Here is a 22,098-nt window from a genome sequence, read left to right as displayed (position 1 = left end):
GCTATGCCGATCGCCTCCCGCCGACCCCCGCCCGACGACCTCGCCTGGTCGGTCCTGGGCCGACGGCCACCGCTGGCCGCGGCACTGCTCGTGACCGCCGCCGTGCTGCTGGCCGTGCTCACCTGGCAGGTCAACAACGACGCGGGGATCATTCGGATCGATCCACGCGTGCTGGAGTGGATGATCGCGCACCGCGGCGAACCACTGACCTCGATCGCCCGGGTGATCACCGACCTGGGCGACACCCAGTCGATGACCATCCTGGCGGCCGTCACGGTCGCCTGGTTCGCCTGGCGGCGCGAGTGGGCGACCGCCGTGCTGGTCGCCGTCACCTCGGTGGGCGCCGGGGTCCTGGTGGTGGTGATCAAACAGCTGGTCGGCAGGCACCGGCCGCCGGAGGTCACCCGCCTGGTCGCCGAACCGAGCCTGTCGTATCCGTCCGGGCACACGCTCGGCACGACGGTCGTGGTCGGCATCGTCGCGATCACCGTGATCCCGACGGTGCGCAGGCGCTGGGTCCGCTGGGTGGCGACGGTGGTCGCGGTGCTGTTCCCGATCGCGGTCGGGCTGTCGCGGATCTATCTGGGCGTGCACTGGTGCACCGATGTGCTGGCCGGCTGGCTGTTCGGGCTGGCCTGGCTGGTCCTGTGCGTCACCGTGTTCTGTCTGCTGCACCGCTCCCCCACCGATCAGCCCACCGTCACCACCGCGGTGCCCGACGCCGCGCCCGAACGCAGGTAGCGAGGGGCGTTCATCGCGACCCCTCGATGAACTGGTGGTCGGTGACCACGCGGCCGTCGCTGTCGAGGGCGAGCAGGTCGAAGCCGCCGCCCTGGGGTGTGCCGTCGTCGCGGCGGTTCATCGTCCAGGCGACGCCGACGGTGCCCGCTGGGAGTTCGACGGCGGGGCCCGCCGCCGCGAAGACGAATTCGCCGTCGGCCAGGAACATCTCGTAGGCGCGGGTGACCCGGCGGTCGAGCGCGTCGTGGCCGTGCACCGCGAGCGGCGGCGCCGCGATCGCGAGGTCGGCCGCGGCCGCGCGGGCCTCGGCGGGCGGATCGACCAGGTACTGCGCGCCGTCGACGGCGAAGAGGTCCTCGATCAGGGTGCGGCGGACGGTGGGGTCGGCTTCGTTCCAGAGGGCCACGTAGCGGGTGGCGATGTCGTTGCTGCTCATGGCGACAACTCTGGCGAGACCTCCGCCGCCGCGCGATTCCCCGCGGGGAATGACGGCGGCGCACGGTCGCGCACCGCGCCTCATTCCCTGCCGGGAATGGCGCGGGGCGCGCACACGCGGTTGACTCGCACCCATGACGACCGCGCTGACCACCACCGCCTTCGGCCCGCAGTTGCGGCACTGGCGCACCCTGCGCCGGGTCAGTCAGCTCGACCTGGCGATTCGCGCCGAGACGAGTCAGCGCTACCTGAGCTTCCTCGAACAGGGCCGGTCCCAGCCCGGCCGCACGATGGTGGTACGGCTGGCCGAATCGCTGGACCTGCCCCTGCGCGATCGCAACAATCTCCTGCTGGCGGCGGGATTCGCGCCGGTGTTTCCCGAAAGCGATCTGGCCGCACCGGAATTGGCGCCGGTGCGGGAAGCGCTCACCGCCGTCCTCGACGGGCATCTGCCGTATCCGGCGCTGGTCGCCCGGCCGCGCGGGGAGCTGGTCACCGCCAATGCCGCGTTCGACCTGTTCACCGACGGCGTGGCCGATCACCTGCTGCGCGCGCCGATGAATGTGCTGCGCCTGGCTCTGCACCCGGACGGCGTCGCGCCGCGCGTGCGCAACCTGCCCGAATGGGGCAGGCACATCATCGACTCGCTGCGCAGCCGGGCCGCCCACACGCCCGATCCCGCCGTCGACGCGCTGATCACGGAACTGTCCGGCTATCTGCCCCCGGTGGCCCCTGGTCCCGACCATGTCGGCTTCGCCGTGCCCCTGCACCTGCGTACCGACGACGGCGACCTGCGCCTGATCACCACCCTCACCTCGTTCGCCACCGCGACCGACGTCACCATCGCCGAACTCCACCTCGAGGCGTTCCTGCCCGCCGACGCGGAGTCCGCGCGCATCCTGACCCTGCGCGCGGCGCGGCGCCGACCCGCCGGTCGATAGGAATCGGCTATTTCCGGGTGCCGGGTCAGCCCGTCGCGGACACCAGCGGCCCCCAGGTGGCCCGGGCGCCCGAGTCACCGACCCGGACGACCTGCACGGTCGCGGCCACCCCCGCCGCCACCGCGAGCACGGCCACCACCGCGACCACCCCGCGCGTGAGCCGTCTGCCCGCGCGCTCGGCCAGGTGCACCCCGACGAGCAGGGCCGCGACCACCAGCAGCGGGATCACGAAATACAGCAGCGTGCCGCCCAGATCGATGTGGGTCTGGATGGCGGGCGTGCTGCCGACCCGCTGTGCCAGCCAGCGCCCCGCGCTCACCGTCACCGGGGTGAGGGCCACGGTGAGCACCGCCAGTGCCGCGGTCGGCCATACCAGGACGCGGCGGGCCGCGGGCCAGAGCGCCGCCAGGATCAGCAGCAGCGCGGTCAGCGGGACGAGCACCACGAGCAGGTGCACCAGCAGGATGTGGGCGGGCAGTCCGTTGATCGTCGACACGAGCGTCTCCTGGCAACCAGAGTCTGTCGTCCCAGTATGCGCGCGCGAACGCCCCCGGTCGGCGAATACCGGCCGGGGGCGTGCGCGGATCAGGACCCGATCGTGGCGAGTTCCCGCTGGACCGGGGCGTCCCAGTCGATGCGGTAGCGGCGTTCGGCGCCCATCGTCTTCTCCGGGTTCATCACCGTCTTGACCATCAGCGGCATCATCGCGTTCATGATCCTGCGGGCGAACGGGCCCGGCGTCTTGCTGTGGTTGACCTTCGCCGCGCGCGCCGCGATGCCCTCCACCCTGGACCGGCGCAACCGCTCGTAGGCCGCGAAGGCCGCGGTGGGCGCCTCGATGTCGCGCAGGCAGCGGGCCAGCTGCACGGCGCTCTCGATGGCCAGCGACGCGCCCTGCCCCGAGCTGTTGGACGGCGCGTGCACGGAGTCACCAACCAGCACCATCCGGTCGCGATACCAGTGCGGCACCGGCGGCATGATGTGCAGCGCCCCGGTGATCTCCAGGTTCTCGGCGGTCGTGCGGCGCGCGAACTCCCCACCCGGGGTGTCGGGCGCGTAGGTCTCGCGCAGCACGCGCAGCCAGTGCTCGGCCGGGACCGCGCGGGCCTCGGTCAGCGAGTAGTACCGCTCGCTGGGCAGATTCGCGCCCCACACGACGCGGCCGTCGGCGTGCTGCCAGTACAGGTAGTAGGCCTTGGCGCCGAAGGCGAACACCATGGTGTCGGCGGGCAGGTCCTGGTCGCAGTCGACCAGCGCGCCGAAGCCGAGCATGCCCGTGTAGTCGGGTCCGGGCGCGGCCGGATCGATCAGGGTGCGGACGGTGGACCGGATACCGTCGGCGCCGACCAGGATGTCGGCCGACGCGGTGGAGCCGTCGGTGAAGTGCGCGGTCACGCCGTCGGCGTGCTCGTCGACGCGCACCAGCCGCTTGTCGTAGCTGAACGGCACGCCCGCGGCGACCGCGTGATCGTGCAGCGCGCGGTGCAGTTCACCGCGGTCCACGACCTGCAACGGCGGCTGATCGGCCAGCACCGGCAGGACGTGTTCGCGGCCGCCGACGGCCAGCCGCATGCCGCGCACGGGCAGCGCGATCGCGCGGACGGCATCGTCCGCGCCGATGAGGTCGAGGGCCGCGACCCCGTTGGGAGCGAGGGCGAGCCCGGAGCCGATGCCCTCGGACGGCCCGGAATAGGCCTCGTAGACGTGGGCGTCGATGCCTGCCCGGAGCAGGGCGGTGGCGGCGACGGGTCCGGCGATGCCACCGCCGATGACCAAGGCGGAACGGGTGTTGGACATGAGTGATCTCCAGATCTGAGTCCGCGTCACCCGGGCTATCCTGTGGTAGCCAGCCTCGTAGCCGGGTGCGCGTATGTGTGAACACGGTGTCGGGACGGTTTCTCGGACTCGGTGGGGTGTTGCCGCACACCACCGGGTCCGGGGTCTTTTCTGGGCGAGAGCTAGCCGGTCCCCCCTTCGCCGAATTCCGGAATCCGGTCGGCGGGCATGCCCTCGGCATGCCACTGCCGCCACATCTCGAGGCCGTCGAAGGTGCCGTCGCGCAGTTCGTCGCGCAGCGAACGCGCCCAGCGCGCCTCGGCTTCCAGCATCGCCACCCCGAATTCGGTCTCCACGAGGAACAACCGGGGCAGGGTGCCCGCCAGGTCGGCGAGTTCGGCCTTCGCGCGGTCGACGGACCGCTCGAGCGCGTCGATCCGCAGGCCGAGCAGCTCGACCACCTCGTCGGGCGGGAGCACGGCCAGGATCGACAGCCCGGCGGTGAACCGGTGGTGTTCGGGCTCGGGCGAGGCGAGCAGTTCCCTGGTCCAGTCGGCCATCTCGGCGCGGCCCGCGTCGGTGATCCGGTAGATCACGCGCTCGGGGCGGGCGCCGTCGCGTTCGCTGCCGACGACTTCCAGGAATCCGGCCTTGGCCATGTTCTGGACGACCGTGTAGAGCGAACCCCACTTGATGTCCATGTCCTTGTCTTTGCCATGGGCTCGCAGGGTGGCGGCGATCTCGTAGCGGTGCATCGGCCGTTGCACGATCACCGACAGCACGGCGAGCGCCAGCAGGTTGTTCACCTTGCGCTTCGTGGCCATGCGCACCTCCTTACTCGTCTACGAATATACGTCGACGAGTATTCGGCGGGCAAGGACTGTCCAGCCGACTGGACGAATCGGCTCAGACCTTGGCTACCTCGGCGCTGTCGGCGCCCTGGTCGAGCAGCTTGCCCGCGATGTTCGACAGCGCCTCGTCGAGCAGCGCGCGATCGGCCGGGTCCTGGTAGTTCCAGTCGTCGAGCCGGTCGCCGAGCCAGCGCCGCCACCCCGCCCGCAATCGGTCGACCTCGCGGGTGCCCTGCTCGGTCAGGGCCAGCGTGCCGCCGTCGTCGAGCAGCAGACCGTCGTCGACGGCCTGCCGGAACACCGGCGAGAGCACCTCCACCGGCAGCCGGTGCCGGAAGGCGATGCCGTGCACCCTGGGCGACAGGCCCTGCTTGTCGTACAGGTACACCTGCCCGAGCGCCCAGGCGGTATCCGGTTCCAGCGAGCTGCCCGCCGCCGCGATGAGCTCGGGGATGATCGGCTTCTGCGCCCTGGCCTTGCGCACGGTCGCCGCGACCGCGCGTTCCAGCTGCACCACCCGGTCGTCGGAGTCCGGCACCGAGAAGCCCTCGCCGATATCGCCCGCGCCGTGCCTGGCGCTGTCGCGCAGCCGGACCTGCGGCAGGAACCAGGCTACGACGAATCCGAGCACCGCGACCGGGACCACCCAGCGGAAGACGTAGTCGATCGAATCGGCGTAGGCGTCGATGATCGGCGCGGTCTGCTCGAGCGGCAGCTCCCGCAGCAGTTTCGGATTCGCGATCACCTCCGGGGTGAGGCCGGGGGTCTGCTGGATCGCCTCGGCCAGCGCGGTCTTGCTGTGGTTGTTGTAGAGCGTGCCGAAGACCGCGGTACCGAACGCGCTGCCCAGCGTGCGGAAGAAGGTCACGCCCGAGGTGGCGGTACCGAGGTCGGCGTAGGGCACGGTGTTCTGCACGACGATGGTGAGCACCTGCATGGACAGGCCGAGCCCGGCGCCGAGGATCAGCATGTACAGCGATTCCAGCCAGACGCTGGTCTGGCGGCCCATCGTCGACATAAACCACAGGCCGAGGACCATCACCGCCATGCCGACGATCGGGAAGTACCGGTACTGCCCGGTGCGCCCGACCACCTGGCCGGAGAAGACCGAGGCGACGAACAGGCCGACGACCAGCGGCAGCGTCCGCACCCCCGAGATCGTCGCCGTCGCGCCGTCGACGTATTGCAGGTAGGCGGGCAGATACGTCATCGAGCCGAGCATCGCGAACCCGACGATGAAGCTGAGCACCGACGACACCGTGAACACCCGGCTGTTGAACAACCGCATCGGCAGCATCGGCGCCACCGCCCGCTTCTCCACCATCACGAACGCGGTCAGCAGCACGGCCGCCAGCACGAACAGCCCGATGATCTGCCACGAGGCCCACGGATATTCGTTGCCGCCGAACTCCAGACCGAGGATCAGCGCCGAGACGCCGAGCGCGACCAGCCCGATGCCGAGGTAGTCGATCACCGGCCGCGCGACCGCGCGCAGATGCGGCAGCGTGCGCGCCGCCATCGCCACCATGATGATCGCCAGCGGCACATTGACGTAGAAGCACCAGCGCCAGCTCGCGTGATCGGTGAACAGCCCGCCCAGCGTCGGGCCGATCACCGTGGTGATGCCGAACACCGCGCCGAGCGCGCCCTGATACTTGCCGCGTTCGCGCAACGGGATGGTGTCGGCGATCAGCGCCATCGAGGTCACCATCAGCCCGCCGGCACCGACGCCCTGGATACCACGGGCCAGGATGAGCACGCCCATGCCGGGCGCCATGCCCGCCAGCGCCGAGCCCGCGATGAAGATGACGCCGCTGATCTGGAACAGCAGTTTGCGGCCGAACAGGTCGCCGAGTTTGCCCGCGAGCACGGTCGCGACGGCCTCGGCGAGCAGATACGCCGTCACCACCCAGGCCATGTGCCCCGCGCTGCCGAGATCGGCGACGATCGAGGGCAGCGCCGCCGACACGATGGTCTGATCGAGCGCGGCCATGAGCATGCCGAGCACGACCGTCGTGAAAATGAGATTGATCTTGGTCTTGCTCATCGGCTCGACGGGCTCGTCTACAGCAACACCATCCGACATGGCCTCAGTATGGGCTTTCCGACCGCGCACGGTGTCTCAGTGACACGGCAGCAATCGGACCGATACGTCAGCGGACGGCGTACCCGCCCAGGCCCGGCTCGAGCGCGTCGAACGCGATCCGCGCGTATTCGGCCATGGCGGAGGCGATCTCGTCGCCGGACTGGCCGTCGAGCGTGCGGCGCAGGATCTCCTCGAACAGCACCCGCTGGACGCCGACGAGCTGGGCCGCGGCGACGCGCGGGGTGATGTCGTCGGCCGCCGCGCCGGTGACCTCGCCCAGGACCCGCGCCAGCGCGAGCTGCCGCTCGTCGTGGAACTCGCGCAGGCGTGCCACCAGCGCCGGGCTGTCGGTGATCATCCGCGCGAACGGTTCGCCACTGAACCCGATCATCTGGGACTGCGCGGCCACCGCGGCCAGGTAGTCACCGCGCAACGCGGCCAGCGCCGATTGCCCCGACGCGCGGTCACGGACGACGGCGGCCAGCTGCCCGACGAACACCTCGCCCAGGTCCAGCGCGAGGTCCTCCTTGCGCGGGAAGTAGTTGGTGACCGTCATCTTGGCGACATCGGCGGCCGCGGCGACATCGGCGATCGTCACCTTGTCGAAGCCGCGCGCGAGGAACAGCTCGGTCGCCCGGTCCGAGATCTGCTCCCTGGTCTGCTGCTTCTTCCTGGCCCGGAGCCCCTGCTGCGTCGTCATGGTCGAAGCATAACTGAAGTCAACCCAAAATTGTGCTTGACATATTTTTAGGTCCGTTCTAAGTTTGTGTTCGTCGCCCCACCGAACACCCGGCCAGTCACGCTTTCGCCGCATCGAACGGAGCTCTCCTTGACCGTCACCACCGATTCCGTCCGCGACTACCTGACCGCCATCGCCCGCACTCCCCTGCTCACCGCCGAGGAGGAGTACGCGCTCGGCGCCCGCATCGCCGCGGGCGTGGCGGCGCGCACCGAGCTCGATGAGAACGCCGCGGCGGGCATCGAGCTCACCGCCGCGCGGCGCGAACAGCTGCGCCGGACCGAACTCGACGGCCTGCGCGCGAAGGACCGGATGGTGCGGGCGAACCTGCGCCTGGTCGTCTCCATCGCGCGCCGGTTCCCGACCAACACCGGGATGGCACTGCTCGACCTGATCCAGGAGGGCACCCTCGGCCTGATCCGCGCGGTGGAGAAGTTCGACCACACGCGCGGCCTCAAGCTCTCGACCTACGCGACGTACTGGATCCGCCAGTCGATCGGGCGCGCGCTCACCGATCAGGGCCGCACGATCCGGCTGCCGTCCAACGTCGCCGACGTTCTGCACCGGGTGATCCGGGTGCGCCGCGAGCTGACCCAGCGGCTCAGCCGCGCGGCCACCGTCGAGGAACTGGCCGCGGCCGCCGAACTCACCGTCGCCCAGGTCGAGGCGGTGCTGCGGCACGAGCCGGAGCCGGTGTCGCTGCACGCGCCGGTCGGCGAGGGCACCGAACTGGGCACCCTGCTGCCCGACACCGCGCCCGCACCCGCGGATGTGGTGGCCGAGCGGCTGCTGCCCGGGTACGTCGAGGCAGTCCTCGCGGTCCTCACCGAGCGCGAGTCGGCCGTCATCCGGCTGCGCTTCGGCCTCGATCGCGGCGAGGCACGCTCGCTGGAGGAGGTGGGATCGGCGCTCGGCGTCTCCCGGGAACGGGCCAGGCAGATCGAGGCGAAGGCGCTGACCAAGCTCCGCAGGCCCGCCTGCGCCGGTACGCTGGCCGGGCTGCTCGGCTGACCACTTCCCTCCGATCTTACTCCGGAGTAAGGTCGGCCCATGGCATGGAAACCCACTGACATCGCGGACCAGACCGGCCGCACCTTCGTGATCACCGGGGCCAACGGCGGCCTCGGTGCCGAAACCACCAAAGTACTGGCCGGCAAGGGCGCCACGGTGATCATGGCCTGCCGCAACGCCGCCAAGGCCCAGCCGATCGCCGACGCCATCCCCGGTGACGTCCGCGTCGCCGCGCTCGACCTCGCCGACCTGGCCTCCGTGCGCGCCTTCGCCGAACAGCAGGGCGAGTTCGACGTCCTGATCAACAACGCGGGCCTGATGAACATCCCGTTCTCGCGCACCGCCGACGGCTTCGAGACCCAGTTCGGCGTCAACCACCTCGGCCACTTCGCCCTCACCGGCCTGCTGCTGGACCGCATCACCGACCGCGTCGTCACCCTGGCCAGCATCGCCCACAAGCAGACCCCGAAACTCTGGATCGACGACCTCAACTACGACCACCGCCGCTACCAGCGCAACCTCGCTTACGCCCAAGCCAAGCTGGCCAACCTGATGTTCGGCCGCGAACTGCAGCGCAGGCTCACCGAGGCGGGCTCGGCCAAGAAGTCCTACGCCGTGCACCCCGGCGTCTCCGCGACCGACCTGTTCGCCCGCACCGAGACCCCGCTCGACCGGGTCAGCAAGCCGTTCATCAAGCTCATCGGCCACCCGCCGGCCAAGGCCGCCCACTCCAGCCTGTTCGCGGCCACCGAACCCGACGCCGACCCCACGGTCTACTGGGGCCCCAACAGGTGGATGCAGTCCCAGGGACCGGTCGAGGCGTGCCCGTCCAGCGCCATCTCGCGCAATCCGGAACTGCTGCGCAGGCTGTGGGAGGAATCCGAGCGGATGACCGGGATCACCTACAAGTTCTGAGCCGGTGACCTGCTCCTACGCCGCCTGTAGTAGGCGGGTACCGTGGAGCGCGTGTCCGCTTCATCTCCCCGCCCGGCGCACAATCGACCGGCCCTGATCGCGCTGGTCATCGTCGTCGCGCTGGGCTGCCTCGCGCTGGCCTGGTGGCAGTGGGAGCGGTTCGAATCGGCCTCCGGAACCGGCCAGAACCTCGGCTACGCCCTGCAGTGGCCGCTGTTCGCCGCGTTCGCGGTGTTCGCCTACGTCCGGTTCGTCCGCCTCGAGCGCGAGGCCGAGGAACCGGACACGGCACCGCGCGCGGCGAAGGCCGAGGCACCGCGCGAGATCCCCGCCGGGATCCTGCCCGAACGACCGAAGGCCGCCCCCGCCGACGACCCGGAGACGGTCGCCTACAACCAGTACCTGGCGGGACTGCACGCCAGCGACATCGATGCGCAGGTCCGCTCGGCCGGTCTGCACGCCCCTGAGAGGAACGCCGGGTGACCACCGACGAGAACACGACCGCACCGTCGCTCGACAAGGCCGCCCCGGCGGGTGACACCGCCAAGATCCGCTCGGCGCTGCAGCGCTACCGGGTGCTGGCCTGGGTCACCGGTCTGTGGCTGCTGCTGCTCACCGGCGAGATGATCGCCAAGTACGGCTTCGACGTCGACACCCCTAGCTGGATCGCCGTCGTGCACGGCTGGGTGTACTTCGCCTACCTGCTCGTCACCGCCGACCTCGCGGTGAAGGTGCGCTGGCCGATCGGCCGCACCGTCGGCACCCTGATCGCCGGCACCATCCCGCTGCTGTCGTTCTTCGTCGAGCACCGCAACGCCAAGGACGTCCAGCAGCAATACGGACTCTGAGTCCCGGAAACGACGACAGCGCCGCCGCACCCGGTATCCGGGGCGGCGGCGCTGTCGTTTCGGCTCAGGCCAGGGCGGCCAGTGCGGGCAGGAGCTGGGTGAGGGCCCGGCCACGGTGCGAGACCGCGTCCTTCTCGGCCGGGGTCAGTTCCGCGGCGCTGCCGGTGCCGCCCTCGGGCAGGAACAGCGGGTCGTAGCCGAAACCGCCCTCGCCCACCGGCTTCCGGGCGATGGTGCCCGGCCATTCGCCGCGCACCACGGTCTCGGTGCCGTCGGGCAGCACGAGCGCGCAGGTGGAGACGAACCGTGCGCCGCGGCGCTCGTCGGGCACGTCGCCGAGCTGACCGAGCAGCAGGGTGTTGTTGGCGGTGTCGTCGCCGTGGCGACCCGACCAGCGCGCCGAGAGCACGCCGGGCATGCCGTTGAGCGCGTCCACCTCGATCCCGGAATCATCGGCCACACACGGCAATCCGGTGGCCACGGCCCCGTCGCGCGCCTTGGCGACGGCGTTCTCCTCGAAGGTGGCGCCGATCTCGGGCGCCTCCTCGTAGGGCGGCACCTCGTTCAGGCTCACCAGTTCGATCCCGGCCACGCCCGCCTCGTCGAGGATCCGGCGCAGTTCCTTCAGCTTCTTGGCATTCCGGCTGGCGACCAGCACACGCACGGCCACGGCTACTTCTTACCGGCCGGCTCGGGCAGCGCGCCCGGGTAGGGCTGCGCCAGTACTTCCTTCTGCACCGCGAACAGCTGCTCACAGCCGGCCAGCGCCGAGTCGAGCAGCTTGTCCAGGGTCGAGCGCGGGAACGTCGCGCCCTCGCCGGTGCCCTGGATCTCGACCAGGGTGCCGGTGTCGGTGGCGACCACGTTCATGTCGACCTCGGCGCGCGAATCCTCCTCGTAGGGCAGATCCAGCCGCACCCGGCCGTCGACGACGCCGACGCTGACCGCGGCGATCATGCACGAGATCGGTTGCGGGTCGGCCAGTTTGCCCGCGGCGGCCAGGTAGGTCACCGCGTCCGAGAGCGCGACGTACGCGCCGGTGATGGCGGCGGTGCGGGTACCGCCGTCGGCCTGCAGCACGTCGCAGTCCAGCGCGATGGTGTTCTCGCCCAGCGCGGCCAGGTCGATGCAGGCCCGCAGCGAACGCCCGATCAGGCGGCTGATCTCCTGGGTCCGGCCACCGACCTTGCCCTTCACTGATTCCCGGCCGCTGCGGGTGTGGGTGGCGGCGGGCAGCATCGCGTACTCCGCGGTGAGCCAGCCCAGCCCGGAGTCGCGCCGCCAGGGCGGCACGCCCTCGGTGACGCTGGCCGTGCACATCACCCGGGTCTGCCCGAACTCGACCAGCACCGATCCCGCCGGGTGCGTGGTGAAGCCACGGGTGATCCTTACCTCGCGGAGTTCGTCATCCGCCCTGCCATCGGCTCGTCTCGACACAGTGTTGGATTATGCCCGCCTGCGCGGGCCTGCGTGCGAGACCCCTACAGGTCGAAAGTTTCGCCCGGTGAGACGGCGTGGACGGGGCCGGAGAACGCCGCCTTCGCCTCCGCGATGACGTCCTCCCGCGAGGTCCACGGCGGAATGTGGGTGAGCAGCAGTTCCTTGGCGCCGGCGCGGGTGGCGATCTCGCCCGCCTCGGTGCCCGAAAGGTGAATGCCGGGCGGGCGATTGGCCGGATCGTGGGTCCACGAGGCTTCCGCCATCAGCACGTCGGCGCCCTGCGCCAGCTCGACGACGGCGTCGCACATGGCGGTGTCGCCGGTGTAGACGAAGACGCGGCCGTCGGCGGCGGTGATCCGCAGGCCGTAGGACTCCGGCGGGTGGTACATCCGGCGGGCCTCGACGGTGTGGCCGGGACCGAACGGCACCGGCACGTTCTCGACCCAGGCCTGCGAGTCGATCACGTCGGACCAGTCGTCGGTCTCGCCGCCGATCTCGGCGGAGGCGTTGCCGATGCGCAGCGCGGCGTCGGAGGGGCCGCGCACCAGCGCCAGGCCCTGCGGCGGATTCGGGTGGTAGCGACGCCACACCAGCAGCGCGGGCAGATCGAGGCAGTGATCCGCGTGCAGGTGGGTCAGGAAGATGTCCACATCACCCGGGTTCAGGTACTTCTGCAGCGCACCGAAGATGCCGGGACCGAAGTCGATGACGGTCGGCCTCATGTCGGGACCCGTCAGCAGGTAACCCGACGCTGGGGAGTCCGGGCCGGACACGCTGCCCGAGCACCCGAGGACGGTAAGGCGCATGCCCCCATGCTGCCACGACGTGCTGGTGCTCAATGCAGGATCCCCCCATTTTCCAGACCGGATCCCCGGCTACCGCGTAGGTACTGCGCGGCCGACCGATGCTCCACGGCGGCGTCGACGTTCATCACCAGAGAGTACCCAGCCCGCGAGGACTCCACCCACCGCCCCGAAAAGATGTCCCTGCCAAGAAATTAGGGGGTCGCTGGGCAGCACGCCCCACAGCATCGAGCCGTACAGCGCGAAGATCACCACGCCGAGCACGATCTGCCCCACATTGCGGGCGAACCACCCGCGGCAGATCAGGTAGGTCAGCCAGCCGAACACCAGCGACGACGCGCCGACGTGCACGCTGCCCGCCGAGCCGGTCAGCCAGGTGCCGACCCCGGCGACCACCCAGATGATCGCGGTGGCCGCGATGCCACGCCCGATCCCGGACAGCAGCACCAGGAAGCCGAGGATCAGCAGCGGCAGGGTGTTGGCCATCAGGTGATCCCAGCCACCGTGCAGCAACGGCGCCCACAGGATGCCGTCGAGGCCGTCGAGCTCGCGCGGCTCGATCCCGCCCGCGTCGAGCTGACCGGGCGCGCCGCTCGGCCGGTCGGCCGAGAGCACCGCGTCGACGCCCTCGATCACGTACAGCGACCCGACGAACGCGACGATCACGACCGCCGCGCGCGTCCACGCCCGGACGCCTTCGCGCCGGGCGGGCGGGGTCGCGCCGGGCCGCCCCTGCAACCCGGCGATCCGATCCGGATCGAACGAGGCTCCGATTCCTCCGCCACCGCTCACCGACATCGCCTCCGCTCAGGCCGGGCCGCCACCGGGCCCACTCCCCACAGGGTACCGAGCCGTCAGGCCCAGAGCTGGCCGTCGAGGCGTTCCTCGGCCTCGTCCAGGGTGCCGTCGTAGGCGCCGGTGGACAGGTACTTCCAGCCGCCGTCGGCGACGACGAACGCGATGTCGGCGCGCTTGCCCGCCTTCTGCGCCTTCTTCGCCACGCCGAGCGCGGCGTGCAGGATCGCGCCGGTGGAGATGCCTGCGAAGATGCCCTCCTCGCCGACGAGCTCGCGGGTGCGCTTCACCGCGTCGTACGGGCCGACGGAGAACCGGGTGGTCAGCACCGTCTCGTCGTACAGCTCGGGGATGAACCCCTCGTCGATGTTGCGCAGGCCGTAGACCAGCTCGCCGTAGCGCGGCTCGGCGGCGACGATCTCGATGCCGGGCACCTTCTCGCGCAGGAATCGCCCGGTGCCCATCAGGGTGCCGGTGGTGCCGAGCCCGGCGACGAAGTGCGTGATCTCGGGCAGGTCGGCGAGCAGTTCCGGGCCGGTCGTCTCGTAGTGCGCGAGCGCGTTGGCCGGGTTGCCGTACTGGTAGAGCATCACCCAGTCCGGATTCTGCGCGGCGATCTCCTTGGCCATGGCCACGGCCTGGTTCGACCCACCGGCGGCAGGCGAATCGATGATCTCGGCGCCGAACATGGTGAGCAGCTGACGCCGCTCGACCGAGGTGTTCTCCGGCATCACGCAGACGATCCGGTAGCCCTTGAGCTTGGCCGCCATGGCCAGCGAGATCCCGGTGTTGCCGCTGGTCGGCTCCAGGATCGTGCAGCCGGGGGTGAGCTTGCCGTCGGCCTCGGCCTGCTCGATCATCCGCAGCGCGGGCCGGTCCTTGATCGACCCGGTGGGATTGCGGTCCTCGAGCTTGGCCCAGAGGCGGACGTGATCGTCGCCGTCCCACTGCGGGGACAGCGTCTTCAGTCCGACGAGCGGGGTGTTGCCGAGGGTCGCGATGAGCGATTCGTAGCGGGCCACGTCAGCGCGCGCCGCCGGCGACGGCCGGCAGGATGGTGACCGACGCGTCCGCGGGCACCTCGGCGTCGAGCCCGCCGGCGAACCGCACGTCCTCGTCGTCGACGTAGATGTTGACGTAGCGGTTGAGCTTGCCGTCCTTGAGCAGCCGCTCGGCCAGGCCGGGGTGGTTGGCCTCGAGGTTGTCGATCAGGGCCGACAGGGTCGCGCCCTCACCCTGGACGCGCTTCTCGCCTCCGGTGAGACCTCGCATGATGGTCGGAATGGACACGGTTACCGGCATGGGGACTCCTCGGGTGTGACTTCGTTTCGGTGGGTTCAGGCGTCGTAGGAGGCGACGATCCGCACGGGCTCTTCGGTGACCTCGCCGTCGACGATGCGGTAGCTGCGCAGTTCGTGCTGCTCCGGATCGCGGGTGGAGATCAGCACGTAGTGCGCGAACGGCTCGGAGGCGTACGAGATGTCGGTGCGACTGGGGTAGGCCTCGGTGGCGGTGTGCGAGTGGTAGATCACCACGGGGGTCTCGTCGGCGTCGTCCATCGCGCGCCAGACCTTCAGCTGCTCACCGGAGTCGAAACGGTAGAACGTGGGCGAGCGCTCGGCGTTGACCATGGCGACGAAGCGTTCCGGCCGGTCGCCGCCCTCGGGTCCGGCGATGATGCCGCAGGCCTCGTCGGGGTGGTCGGCGCGCGCATGCGCCACCATCGCGTCCACGAGATCGGCCCTGATCACCAGCACTTCCTCGACCCTTTCCACAAACCTGCCTGCGTGCTGTCGAGCACCACCTCGACAACGACCCACCCTATTCGGCTATTCCGCGCGGCGCGCATCCCGGTCCCCACCTGCGGGGAGTCAGCGCGGAAACAGATCTCGATAGGCCGGGATCCCGGCGATCGAGGTCGCGCTGAGCACGGCGTCGACGACGGCCCGCTCCACGACCACGGCCGCCGCGGTGCACAGCTGGTCCAGCAGCAGCAGATCGCCGGGGAACGCGCCGGGCAGCGGGATCGGTGGCACCTCGATCGTGCCGGTGGACAGCGCGAACAGGGTGTCGCCGTCGAGCGGGGAATGCACCGGGCGGATCGCGCGGGCGAGGCCGTCGTGCGCGGTGGTGGCCAGTCTGCGGCAGGCGATCGGATCGAGCGCGGCGTCGGTGGCGACGACGCCGATGGTCGTGTTGAGCACGGTGCCCTTCACCGGCAGGGCGGCGAGCGCGGCGATCTCGGCCGCGGTGCCGGGCCGCAACCCGAAGAAGTCGGGCCCGTCGGTGCCGACGCCCCACGGCAGACCGGTGCGCGGATCGACCACCGAGCCGACCGGATTGGCGACGATCACCGCGCCCACCGTGACCCCGGCGCCCGGCCCGTCGGCGAGAACCACACTCGCCGAACCGATTCCGCCCTTGAGCGCCCCGGCCCGCGCCCCGACCCCGGCACCGGCGGTACCGCGCGCGAACTCCCCCGCGGCCGCCTCGGCCGCCAGGAAACCGAAGTCGGCGTCGGGCCGGATGTGCCACGCCCCCACCGGCAGGTCGAAGATCACCGCGCCGGGCACGATCGGCACCACCCGGCTCGGATCGGTGGGATCCATCGGGATGCCCTCGCCGTGTTCCTCCGACCAGCGCATCACGCCGTCGGCGGCGGCCAGCCCGTACGCGCTGCCGCCCGCGAGCAGGACCGCGTTCAGCTGCCGGACGGTATTGCCCGGATCGAGCAGGTCGGTCTCCCTGGTGCCGGGCCCGCCGCCGCGCACGTCCACCGCGGCGGTCGCGCCGCCGGGGACGCGCACCACAGTGCAGCCGGTCGCCGCGCCGGTGCCGAGGGTGACGTCGTCGTCGAGGACCTGATGATGGCCGACCAGCACGCCGGACACATCGGTGATCGCGTTGCGTGGACCGGGAACGCCGCTCATGCCCCCGACCCTAACGCGCGGAAATCAGGGCGCGAGCGCCTGCAACAGCGAGTCCTGCATCCAGGTCAGCCAGTGGTAGACGTCCAGGTGCGGCGCGCGCGGATCACTCGGATCGAAGTGTTCGGGCGTGTCGTCGTCGATGTCGAGCAGGGTGCCCAGCGCCAGGCGGACATCGGTGAGCGCGGCCAGCCAGGCGTCGGCCTGCTCGGGGGTGAGCACGATCTTGCCGCCCACCTCGGGACAGCTGTCCAGCACGACCCGGCCCGCGGCCAGTTTCGCGTCGATGATCTCGGGCTCGTGCAGGCTGCGCAGGGCGGAGTTGAGGTCGGCGCGCTTGGCGTCGGGCGACCCGGGTTCGGCGCGGTGGAAATCGGGCAGCAGGCGCAGCAGCTGCGGATCGTCGGGCGGGGTGGAGTTGCCGGTGCGCAGGCCGGTCAGCGCGGCGAGTTCGTCCTCGGGGGCCTCGGCCGCGCGGTCGCTGAGCAAGCCGGACACGGCGCCGACCAGGGAGCGCAGAACGGTGGCCTCGTGCTCGTCCATCTCGGATCGAAGCTTCAGGCCACTCAGTGAGTTCTTCCTGCTCCACTTGCGCACAGGGTTACGGTACTCAGTCGTCTCGCTGCATGGTTGCCCAGAGTCCCGCCGCGTGCAATCGGCGGACGTCCTGCTCCATCTTGTCGCGTGATCCGGAGGACACGACCGCTTTGCCCTCGTTGTGCACCTGCAACATCAACTCGGTCGCCTTGGCTTTGCTGTAGCCGAAGAGCTTCTGGAAGATGTAGGTGACGTAGTGCATGAGGTTCACCGGGTCGTCCCAGACCACGGTGACCCAGGGCCGGTCCTCGGCCTCGAGGATCTCGGTCTGCTCGACCGCTTCCGGCGTCGCCTGTGCCGCTGACAGTGCGGCGTTCACGGCGTCGGTGACGGCGCCGGCTCGAACGGAATTGCACACGGCCATAAATCCCAGGGTACGACGCGGCCACACAGAAACAACACCCGCGGTGACTACAGTTTCCGGTGTGCAGATCCGTGACGAGTTCGCCAGCACCGCGCTGCTGACCGATCAGTACGAGCTGACCATGCTCGCCGCCGCCCTGGCCGACGGCTCGGCGCATCGGCAGTGCACCTTCGAGGTGTTCGCCAGGCGCTTGCCGCACGGTCGCCGCTATGGCGTGGTGGCCGGTACCGGGCGGCTGCTCGACGCGCTGACCCACTTCCGGTTCGGTCCCGCCGAGCTCGACGTGGTCGCCCGGTTCCTCGACCCGGCCACCGTCGACTGGTTGCGGGAATATCGCTTCACCGGCGATATCGACGGCTACGCCGAGGGTGAGCTGTACTTCCCCGGCTCACCGATCCTGTCCGTGCGCGGCAGTTTCGCCGAATGTGTGCTGCTGGAGACGCTGGCCCTGTCGATCCTCAATCACGACAGCGCGATCGCCTCGGCGGCCGCGCGCATGGTGAGCGCGGCGGCGGGCAGGCGGATGATCGAGATGGGCTCGCGGCGCACCCACGAACTGGCCGCGCCGTCGAGTTCGCGCGCCGCCTACCTGGCCGGTTTCGACGCCACCTCCAACCTGGAAGCCGTGCGCGGCTTCGGCGTGCCGGGCGCGGGCACCAGCGCGCACGCGTTCACGCTGCTGCACAGCGGCGCCGACGGCGAGCACGAGGCGGCCGCGTTCCGCAGCCAGATCGACGCGCTCGGCGTCGGCACCACCCTGCTCGTCGACACCTTCGACATCACCAGGGGCGTGGCGACGGCGATCGAGGTGGCCGGTCCCGAGCTGGGCGGCGTGCGGATCGACTCCGGTGATCTCGGCGTGCTGGCCAGGCAGGTGCGCGACCAGCTCGACGGGCTCGGCGCCACCGGCACCCGCATCGTGGTCTCCGGCGATCTCGACGAGTACGCGATCGCGGCCCTGCGCGCCGAACCGGTCGACGTCTACGGCGTCGGCACCTCGCTGGTCACCGGCTCCGGCGCGCCGACCGCGGGCATGGTCTACAAGCTGGTCGAGGTCGACGGCATCCCGGTGGCCAAGCGCAGCAGTCACAAGCAGTCGCGCGGTGGCACCAAGAAGGCGGTCCGGCTGGCCCGCGCGACCGGCACGATCGTCGAGGAGATCATCTACCCCGCCGACGGAGAAGCACCGGCCACCAACGGTTTCCAGGCCAGGGAGCTGCTGGTGCCGCTGGTCCGCAAGGGCGCCGTGGTCGACGGTGTCGCGACGCTGGCGCAGAGCCGGGAGCTGGTCGCGCGCGGGCTGGTCAGCCTGCCGTGGGAGGGGCTCAAGCTGTCGGCGGGCGAGCCCGCGGTACCGACGACCTTCCTGGGCTGAGGCCCACGCGCGGCTGAGTGGCCGCACCGGCATAGGCAGCGGAGAATGATGTCGTCGAGGCCCGGCGTGACGCGACCGTCGCGCGAGTTCGGACCGGCGGAGAAGTGGAGGACGGCATGGCACGCGGTCTGGTGATCGTGGATGTGCAGAACGACTTCTGCGAGGGCGGCTCGCTCGCCGTCGCGGGTGGTGCCGCCGTGGCAGCGGCGATCAGCGAGTTCGTCGCGGGCGCCGGCTACGACGCGGTGGTCGCGACCAGGGACTATCACGTCGACCCCGGTCCACATTTCTCCACCGAGCCCGATTATGTCGACACCTGGCCGCCGCACTGCCGGGTCGGCACGCCGGGCGCGGACTTCCATCCCGCCCTGGATACCGGCTCGATCGAGGAGATCTTCTCCAAGGGCGAGTACTCGGCCGCCTACTCCGGCTTCGAAGGCGCGGCCGCCGACGGCACCACCCTGGCCGACTGGCTGCGCGCCCGCTCGATCGACACCGTCGACGTCGTCGGCATCGCCACCGACCACTGCGTCCGAGCCACCGCGCTCGATGCCCGCGCCGCCGGGTTCGGCACCCGCATCCTGCTGGACCTCACCGCGGGCGTCGCCCCGGCGACGGTCGCCACCGCGCTCACCACGCTGCGCGAAGCAGGCGTCGAGTTGTCGGGCGAAATCCCCGCCTGACCCGGTCCTCGGCGCGACCGGCTCCCGGCGCGGGCAGCCGCGTGACCGCTCGCGGCGAGCGGGTGGGACACGGCTAGCCTGCCCCCATGGACTACCGATTCCCGGCGCAGGCGCGCGCCCGATTGACGACGGCGCTGGCCGAGATCGACTCCATCCACGACGCCGCCGACATCGTCTTCTGGTCCAACCCCGTCACCGACGACCTCCAGCGTCGCGGCGTCGGCGCCTTCGCCGAACTCCCGCCCGCCTTCGCCCACCTGCTGGCCCTGTCGAGCCTGCACACCAGCGTCCTGGACACCGGCTTCAGCGGCTACCTGCGCACCCGGCGCGGCGAACTCCCCTGGGCCACCCGTGGTTTGCGCGCCGCGGGCATGCCGCGCCTGGCCGCCGCCGCGATCCTGGCCGCCCGCGACGCCTCCCCCAGCTCCCCCGACGACGCCCTCGACCGCTTCTTCGACGACGAACACCAGACCCTGGCCAACCCCGGCCAGATCCGCCGCCCCGACGGCGCCCGCGCCGACGACCCCGACGAGATCTACGACATCAACGAACCGGCCGACTTCGAACAGCGCGTCCTCGACTACATCCGCGCCAACCTCGACGACTTCGTCCGCGAGTCCTGACCGGGGCTCGCCGTCGGCCGATCGGACTTGTCCGAGGGGGCGGATAAGCTGCCAGCGTGCCCGAACTTCCTCCCGTCGCCGACCTGCTCGCCACCGCCGTGCATGCCCTGGGAGGCAAGGAACGCACCGGCCAGACCACCATGGCGACGGCGGTCGACCACGCGATCGACACCAAGGAGCACCTGGCGGTGCAGGCGGGCACCGGCACCGGTAAATCGCTGGCCTATCTGGTGCCGAGCCTGCGGCACGCGGTGCGGACCGGGCGCACCGTGGTGGTCTCCACCGCGACGATCGCCCTGCAGCGTCAGCTCGTCGACCGCGATCTGCCGCGCCTGGCCGACGCGCTGAGCAAGCCGTTGGGCCGGGTGCCGCAGTTCGCGATCCTCAAGGGCCGCAACAACTATCTGTGCCTGAACAAGATCAACAGCGTGATCCCCGAAGACACCGGCGGCGAGGCGGAACTGTTCGACGCCTTCGCCATCTCCAAGCTGGGCCGCGAGGTGCAGCGGCTCAACGAGTGGGCGTCGGACACCGAGACCGGCGACCGCGACGAGATCGCTCCCGGCGTGAGCGACCGGGCCTGGCGTCAGGTCAGCGTGTCCTCGCGCGAATGCCTCGGCAAGACCCGCTGCCAGTTCGGCCAGGACTGCTTCGCCGAGAAGGCGCGCGCCGAATCGGCCCAGGCCGATGTCGTGGTGACCAACCACGCGCTGCTGGCCATCGACGCGATCAGCGGCATCCAGGTGCTGCCCGAACACGATGTCGTGGTGATCGACGAGGCGCACGAACTGGTCGACCGGGTCACCGGCGTCGCCACCGCCGAACTCGCCGCGACCGCGATCAGCGCCGCGGCCCGCCGCTGCACCAAGCTCATCGACGAACGCGAGGTCGACCGGCTCGAGGGCGCCGCCGAGGCGTTCCACGAAGCGCTCGAGGACATGCCGCCCGGCCGCTGGGACCAGCTGCCCGACGGCATCGCGCCCGTCCTCGCGCTGGTCCGCGACGCCGCCTGGAACGCGCGCACCGCCCTGGCCCCGACGGGCAGCGTGAAGGCCACCGACGATCCCGACAACGCCGCCGCCCGCACAATGGCCGTGGCCGCCATCGACGACGTGCACGACGCGGCGGTGCGCACCCTGACCGCGTTCGAGGAGGCCGATCCGGCCGCGCGCCGCGATGTCATCTGGCTCTCGGCCGACGAGATCCGCGGCGTCGCCCGCCGCACCCTGCGGATGGCGCCGCTGTCGGTGGGCGGCCTGCTGCGCAGCAGGCTGTTCGGCACCGCGACCGTCGTGCTCACCTCGGCCACCCTGCAGATCGGCGGCTCGTTCGACGGGCTCGCGATCACCTGGGGCCTGCCCTCGCAGTCCGGCGGCAAGGTCGACCCGGCACTGGCCAACGGCGCCACCGCGCCCGCCGACCTGGAGTCGGTGCGCTGGAGTTCCCTCGATGTCGGTTCGCCGTTCGATCACGCGAAGTCCGGCATCCTCTACGTCGCCAAGCACCTGCCCGCGCCGGGCCGCGACGGTCTGGCCCCCGCCTACCTCGACGAGATCGAGCAGCTCATCACCTCCGCGGGCGGGCGCACGCTCGGCCTGTTCTCCTCGATGCGCGCCGCCAAGGCCGCCACCGAGGCACTGCGCGAGCGGCTCGACACCCCGGTGCTGTGCCAGGGCGACGACTCGATGGGCGCGCTGGTGCGCAAGTTCGCCGACGACCCGGCCACGTCGCTGTTCGGCACGCTCACCCTGTGGCAGGGCGTCGACGTGCCCGGCCCGTCGCTGAGTCTGGTGATCCTGGACCGCATTCCGTTCCCCCGCCCCGACGACCCGCTGCTCACCGCCCGCCAGCGGGCGGTGGAATCGCGCGGCGGCAACGGCTTCATGACGGTGGCGGCCAATCACGCGGCGCTGCTGCTGGCCCAGGGCACCGGCAGGCTGTTGCGCAGCGTCGACGATCGCGGCGTCGTCGCGATCCTCGATTCGCGGCTGGCCACCGCCCGCTACGGCGGCTACCTGCGCGCTTCGCTGCCGCCGTACTGGGAGACCACCGACCCCGAGGTGGTCGCGAAGGCGCTGCGCAGGCTCACCGCGTCCGCGTGAGCTGAGGGACTTTTACACCCGGTCTTGCAATCGGCATGACCACACC

Annotated in this window: 26 protein-coding genes; 10 read left to right on the top strand and 16 right to left on the bottom strand. The window is 70.8% G+C overall.

The genetic code is table 11. The features are described from left to right. Positions 1 to 3 precede the first annotated feature (3 nt). Positions 4 to 741, top strand: coding sequence for a phosphatase PAP2 family protein (locus ACZ3KJ_RS34360; RefSeq protein WP_355284147.1), 738 nt, complete (start codon positions 4 to 6; stop codon positions 739 to 741). Between the two features lie 10 nt (positions 742 to 751). On the opposite strand, the gene ACZ3KJ_RS34355 is transcribed toward ACZ3KJ_RS34360, so the two are convergent. Next, complete coding sequence (locus tag ACZ3KJ_RS34355) at positions 752 to 1,177, bottom strand: hypothetical protein (protein ID WP_355284149.1); 426 nt, start codon at positions 1,175 to 1,177, stop codon at positions 752 to 754. Positions 1,178 to 1,310: 133 nt separating this feature from the next. Between ACZ3KJ_RS34355 and ACZ3KJ_RS34350 the strand changes: the two genes are divergently transcribed. After that, a complete protein-coding gene (locus tag ACZ3KJ_RS34350) occupies positions 1,311 to 2,117 on the top strand; it encodes a helix-turn-helix domain-containing protein (RefSeq protein WP_355284152.1) in 807 nt (268 codons plus the stop codon). 25 nt (positions 2,118 to 2,142) lie between these two features. Here the strand turns inward: ACZ3KJ_RS34350 and ACZ3KJ_RS34345 are convergent, their stop codons facing one another. The 5 genes from ACZ3KJ_RS34345 to ACZ3KJ_RS34325 form a co-directional block, all read right to left on the bottom strand. Further along, on the bottom strand, positions 2,143 to 2,613 hold the full coding sequence (locus tag ACZ3KJ_RS34345; protein ID WP_355284154.1) for a DUF2231 domain-containing protein: 471 nt from the start codon (positions 2,611 to 2,613) through the stop codon (positions 2,143 to 2,145). Between the two features lie 89 nt (positions 2,614 to 2,702). Further along, complete coding sequence (locus ACZ3KJ_RS34340) at positions 2,703 to 3,914, bottom strand: FAD-dependent oxidoreductase (protein ID WP_355284156.1); 1,212 nt, start codon at positions 3,912 to 3,914, stop codon at positions 2,703 to 2,705. 161 nt (positions 3,915 to 4,075) lie between these two features. Further along, positions 4,076 to 4,717 carry a PadR family transcriptional regulator gene (locus ACZ3KJ_RS34335; RefSeq protein ID WP_355284159.1) on the bottom strand — a complete coding sequence of 214 codons (642 nt, stop codon included), beginning with the start codon at positions 4,715 to 4,717 and terminating at the stop codon, positions 4,076 to 4,078. An 82-nt stretch (positions 4,718 to 4,799) separates the two neighbouring features. After that, positions 4,800 to 6,791: an MDR family MFS transporter gene (locus ACZ3KJ_RS34330; protein WP_467532779.1), complete on the bottom strand. Its 1,992-nt coding sequence runs from the start codon at positions 6,789 to 6,791 to the stop codon at positions 4,800 to 4,802. 106 nt (positions 6,792 to 6,897) lie between these two features. Then, on the bottom strand, positions 6,898 to 7,530 hold the full coding sequence (locus ACZ3KJ_RS34325) for a TetR/AcrR family transcriptional regulator (RefSeq protein ID WP_355284165.1): 633 nt from the start codon (positions 7,528 to 7,530) through the stop codon (positions 6,898 to 6,900). Positions 7,531 to 7,659: 129 nt separating this feature from the next. On the opposite strand from ACZ3KJ_RS34325, the gene ACZ3KJ_RS34320 reads away from it, so the two are divergent. Genes ACZ3KJ_RS34320 through ACZ3KJ_RS34305 form a run of 4 tightly spaced genes read left to right on the top strand, consistent with a single transcriptional unit; the run spans position 7,660 to position 10,343 of the window. Then, a complete protein-coding gene (locus ACZ3KJ_RS34320; RefSeq protein WP_355284168.1) occupies positions 7,660 to 8,580 on the top strand; it encodes a sigma-70 family RNA polymerase sigma factor in 921 nt (306 codons plus the stop codon). A gap of 39 nt (positions 8,581 to 8,619) precedes the next feature. After that, positions 8,620 to 9,495 (top strand): oxidoreductase, encoded by an 876-nt coding sequence (locus tag ACZ3KJ_RS34315; protein WP_355284170.1) that lies wholly within the window; start codon positions 8,620 to 8,622, stop codon positions 9,493 to 9,495. A 51-nt stretch (positions 9,496 to 9,546) separates the two neighbouring features. Continuing rightward, entirely contained in the window at positions 9,547 to 9,978 is a 432-nt protein-coding gene (locus tag ACZ3KJ_RS34310; RefSeq protein WP_355284173.1) for a transcriptional regulator, read from the top strand. After that, positions 9,975 to 10,343, top strand: a complete 369-nt coding sequence (locus tag ACZ3KJ_RS34305; protein WP_355284176.1) for a DUF3817 domain-containing protein — start codon at positions 9,975 to 9,977, stop codon at positions 10,341 to 10,343. The genes ACZ3KJ_RS34310 and ACZ3KJ_RS34305 overlap by 4 nt, the downstream gene beginning before the upstream one ends. 64 nt (positions 10,344 to 10,407) lie before the next feature. Here the strand turns inward: ACZ3KJ_RS34305 and rdgB are convergent, their stop codons facing one another. The 10 genes from rdgB to clpS form a co-directional block, all read right to left on the bottom strand. Further along, positions 10,408 to 11,013 carry an RdgB/HAM1 family non-canonical purine NTP pyrophosphatase gene (gene rdgB, locus ACZ3KJ_RS34300; protein ID WP_355284179.1) on the bottom strand — a complete coding sequence of 202 codons (606 nt, stop codon included), beginning with the start codon at positions 11,011 to 11,013 and terminating at the stop codon, positions 10,408 to 10,410. Between the two features lie 2 nt (positions 11,014 to 11,015). Next, positions 11,016 to 11,780, bottom strand: coding sequence for a ribonuclease PH (gene rph, locus ACZ3KJ_RS34295; protein WP_218716805.1), 765 nt, complete (start codon positions 11,778 to 11,780; stop codon positions 11,016 to 11,018). Positions 11,781 to 11,824: 44 nt separating this feature from the next. Further along, positions 11,825 to 12,589: a cyclic nucleotide-degrading phosphodiesterase gene (locus ACZ3KJ_RS34290; RefSeq protein WP_355284182.1), complete on the bottom strand. Its 765-nt coding sequence runs from the start codon at positions 12,587 to 12,589 to the stop codon at positions 11,825 to 11,827. A gap of 69 nt (positions 12,590 to 12,658) precedes the next feature. Continuing rightward, complete coding sequence (locus tag ACZ3KJ_RS34285) at positions 12,659 to 13,378, bottom strand: rhomboid family intramembrane serine protease (protein ID WP_467532775.1); 720 nt, start codon at positions 13,376 to 13,378, stop codon at positions 12,659 to 12,661. Positions 13,379 to 13,440: 62 nt separating this feature from the next. Beyond that, positions 13,441 to 14,403: a PLP-dependent cysteine synthase family protein gene (locus tag ACZ3KJ_RS34280; RefSeq protein WP_355284187.1), complete on the bottom strand. Its 963-nt coding sequence runs from the start codon at positions 14,401 to 14,403 to the stop codon at positions 13,441 to 13,443. 1 nt (position 14,404) lies between these two features. After that, positions 14,405 to 14,683 carry a MoaD/ThiS family protein gene (locus ACZ3KJ_RS34275; RefSeq protein ID WP_355284190.1) on the bottom strand — a complete coding sequence of 93 codons (279 nt, stop codon included), beginning with the start codon at positions 14,681 to 14,683 and terminating at the stop codon, positions 14,405 to 14,407. Between the two features lie 35 nt (positions 14,684 to 14,718). After that, on the bottom strand, positions 14,719 to 15,138 hold the full coding sequence (locus ACZ3KJ_RS34270) for a M67 family metallopeptidase (RefSeq protein ID WP_355284262.1): 420 nt from the start codon (positions 15,136 to 15,138) through the stop codon (positions 14,719 to 14,721). Between the two features lie 114 nt (positions 15,139 to 15,252). After that, positions 15,253 to 16,311, bottom strand: a complete 1,059-nt coding sequence (locus ACZ3KJ_RS34265) for a P1 family peptidase (RefSeq protein WP_355284192.1) — start codon at positions 16,309 to 16,311, stop codon at positions 15,253 to 15,255. A 24-nt stretch (positions 16,312 to 16,335) separates the two neighbouring features. Beyond that, complete coding sequence (gene aosR, locus ACZ3KJ_RS34260) at positions 16,336 to 16,905, bottom strand: oxidative stress transcriptional regulator AosR (RefSeq protein ID WP_355284194.1); 570 nt, start codon at positions 16,903 to 16,905, stop codon at positions 16,336 to 16,338. Positions 16,906 to 16,918: 13 nt separating this feature from the next. Then, complete coding sequence (gene clpS, locus ACZ3KJ_RS34255; protein WP_355284197.1) at positions 16,919 to 17,269, bottom strand: ATP-dependent Clp protease adapter ClpS; 351 nt, start codon at positions 17,267 to 17,269, stop codon at positions 16,919 to 16,921. 121 nt (positions 17,270 to 17,390) lie between these two features. Between clpS and ACZ3KJ_RS34250 the strand changes: the two genes are divergently transcribed. From ACZ3KJ_RS34250 to ACZ3KJ_RS34235, 4 genes are all read left to right on the top strand, one after another. After that, positions 17,391 to 18,644, top strand: coding sequence for a nicotinate phosphoribosyltransferase (locus ACZ3KJ_RS34250; protein ID WP_467532793.1), 1,254 nt, complete (start codon positions 17,391 to 17,393; stop codon positions 18,642 to 18,644). Between the two features lie 116 nt (positions 18,645 to 18,760). Continuing rightward, positions 18,761 to 19,327 (top strand): isochorismatase family protein, encoded by a 567-nt coding sequence (locus ACZ3KJ_RS34245; protein ID WP_355284202.1) that lies wholly within the window; start codon positions 18,761 to 18,763, stop codon positions 19,325 to 19,327. A gap of 86 nt (positions 19,328 to 19,413) precedes the next feature. Next, the gene (locus ACZ3KJ_RS34240; RefSeq protein ID WP_355284205.1) at positions 19,414 to 19,950 is read left to right on the top strand and encodes a DMP19 family protein; all 537 of its coding nucleotides are present in this window, start codon (positions 19,414 to 19,416) and stop codon (positions 19,948 to 19,950) included. Positions 19,951 to 20,006: 56 nt separating this feature from the next. Continuing rightward, positions 20,007 to 22,052 (top strand): ATP-dependent DNA helicase, encoded by a 2,046-nt coding sequence (locus tag ACZ3KJ_RS34235; protein WP_355284207.1) that lies wholly within the window; start codon positions 20,007 to 20,009, stop codon positions 22,050 to 22,052. Positions 22,053 to 22,098: the final 46 nt, after the last annotated feature.

This window comes from Streptomyces sp. NPDC003248 (genome assembly GCF_055563235.1).
Note: the sequence above shows the minus strand (reverse complement) of the source record. Positions and strands in the feature narration are given on the sequence as shown.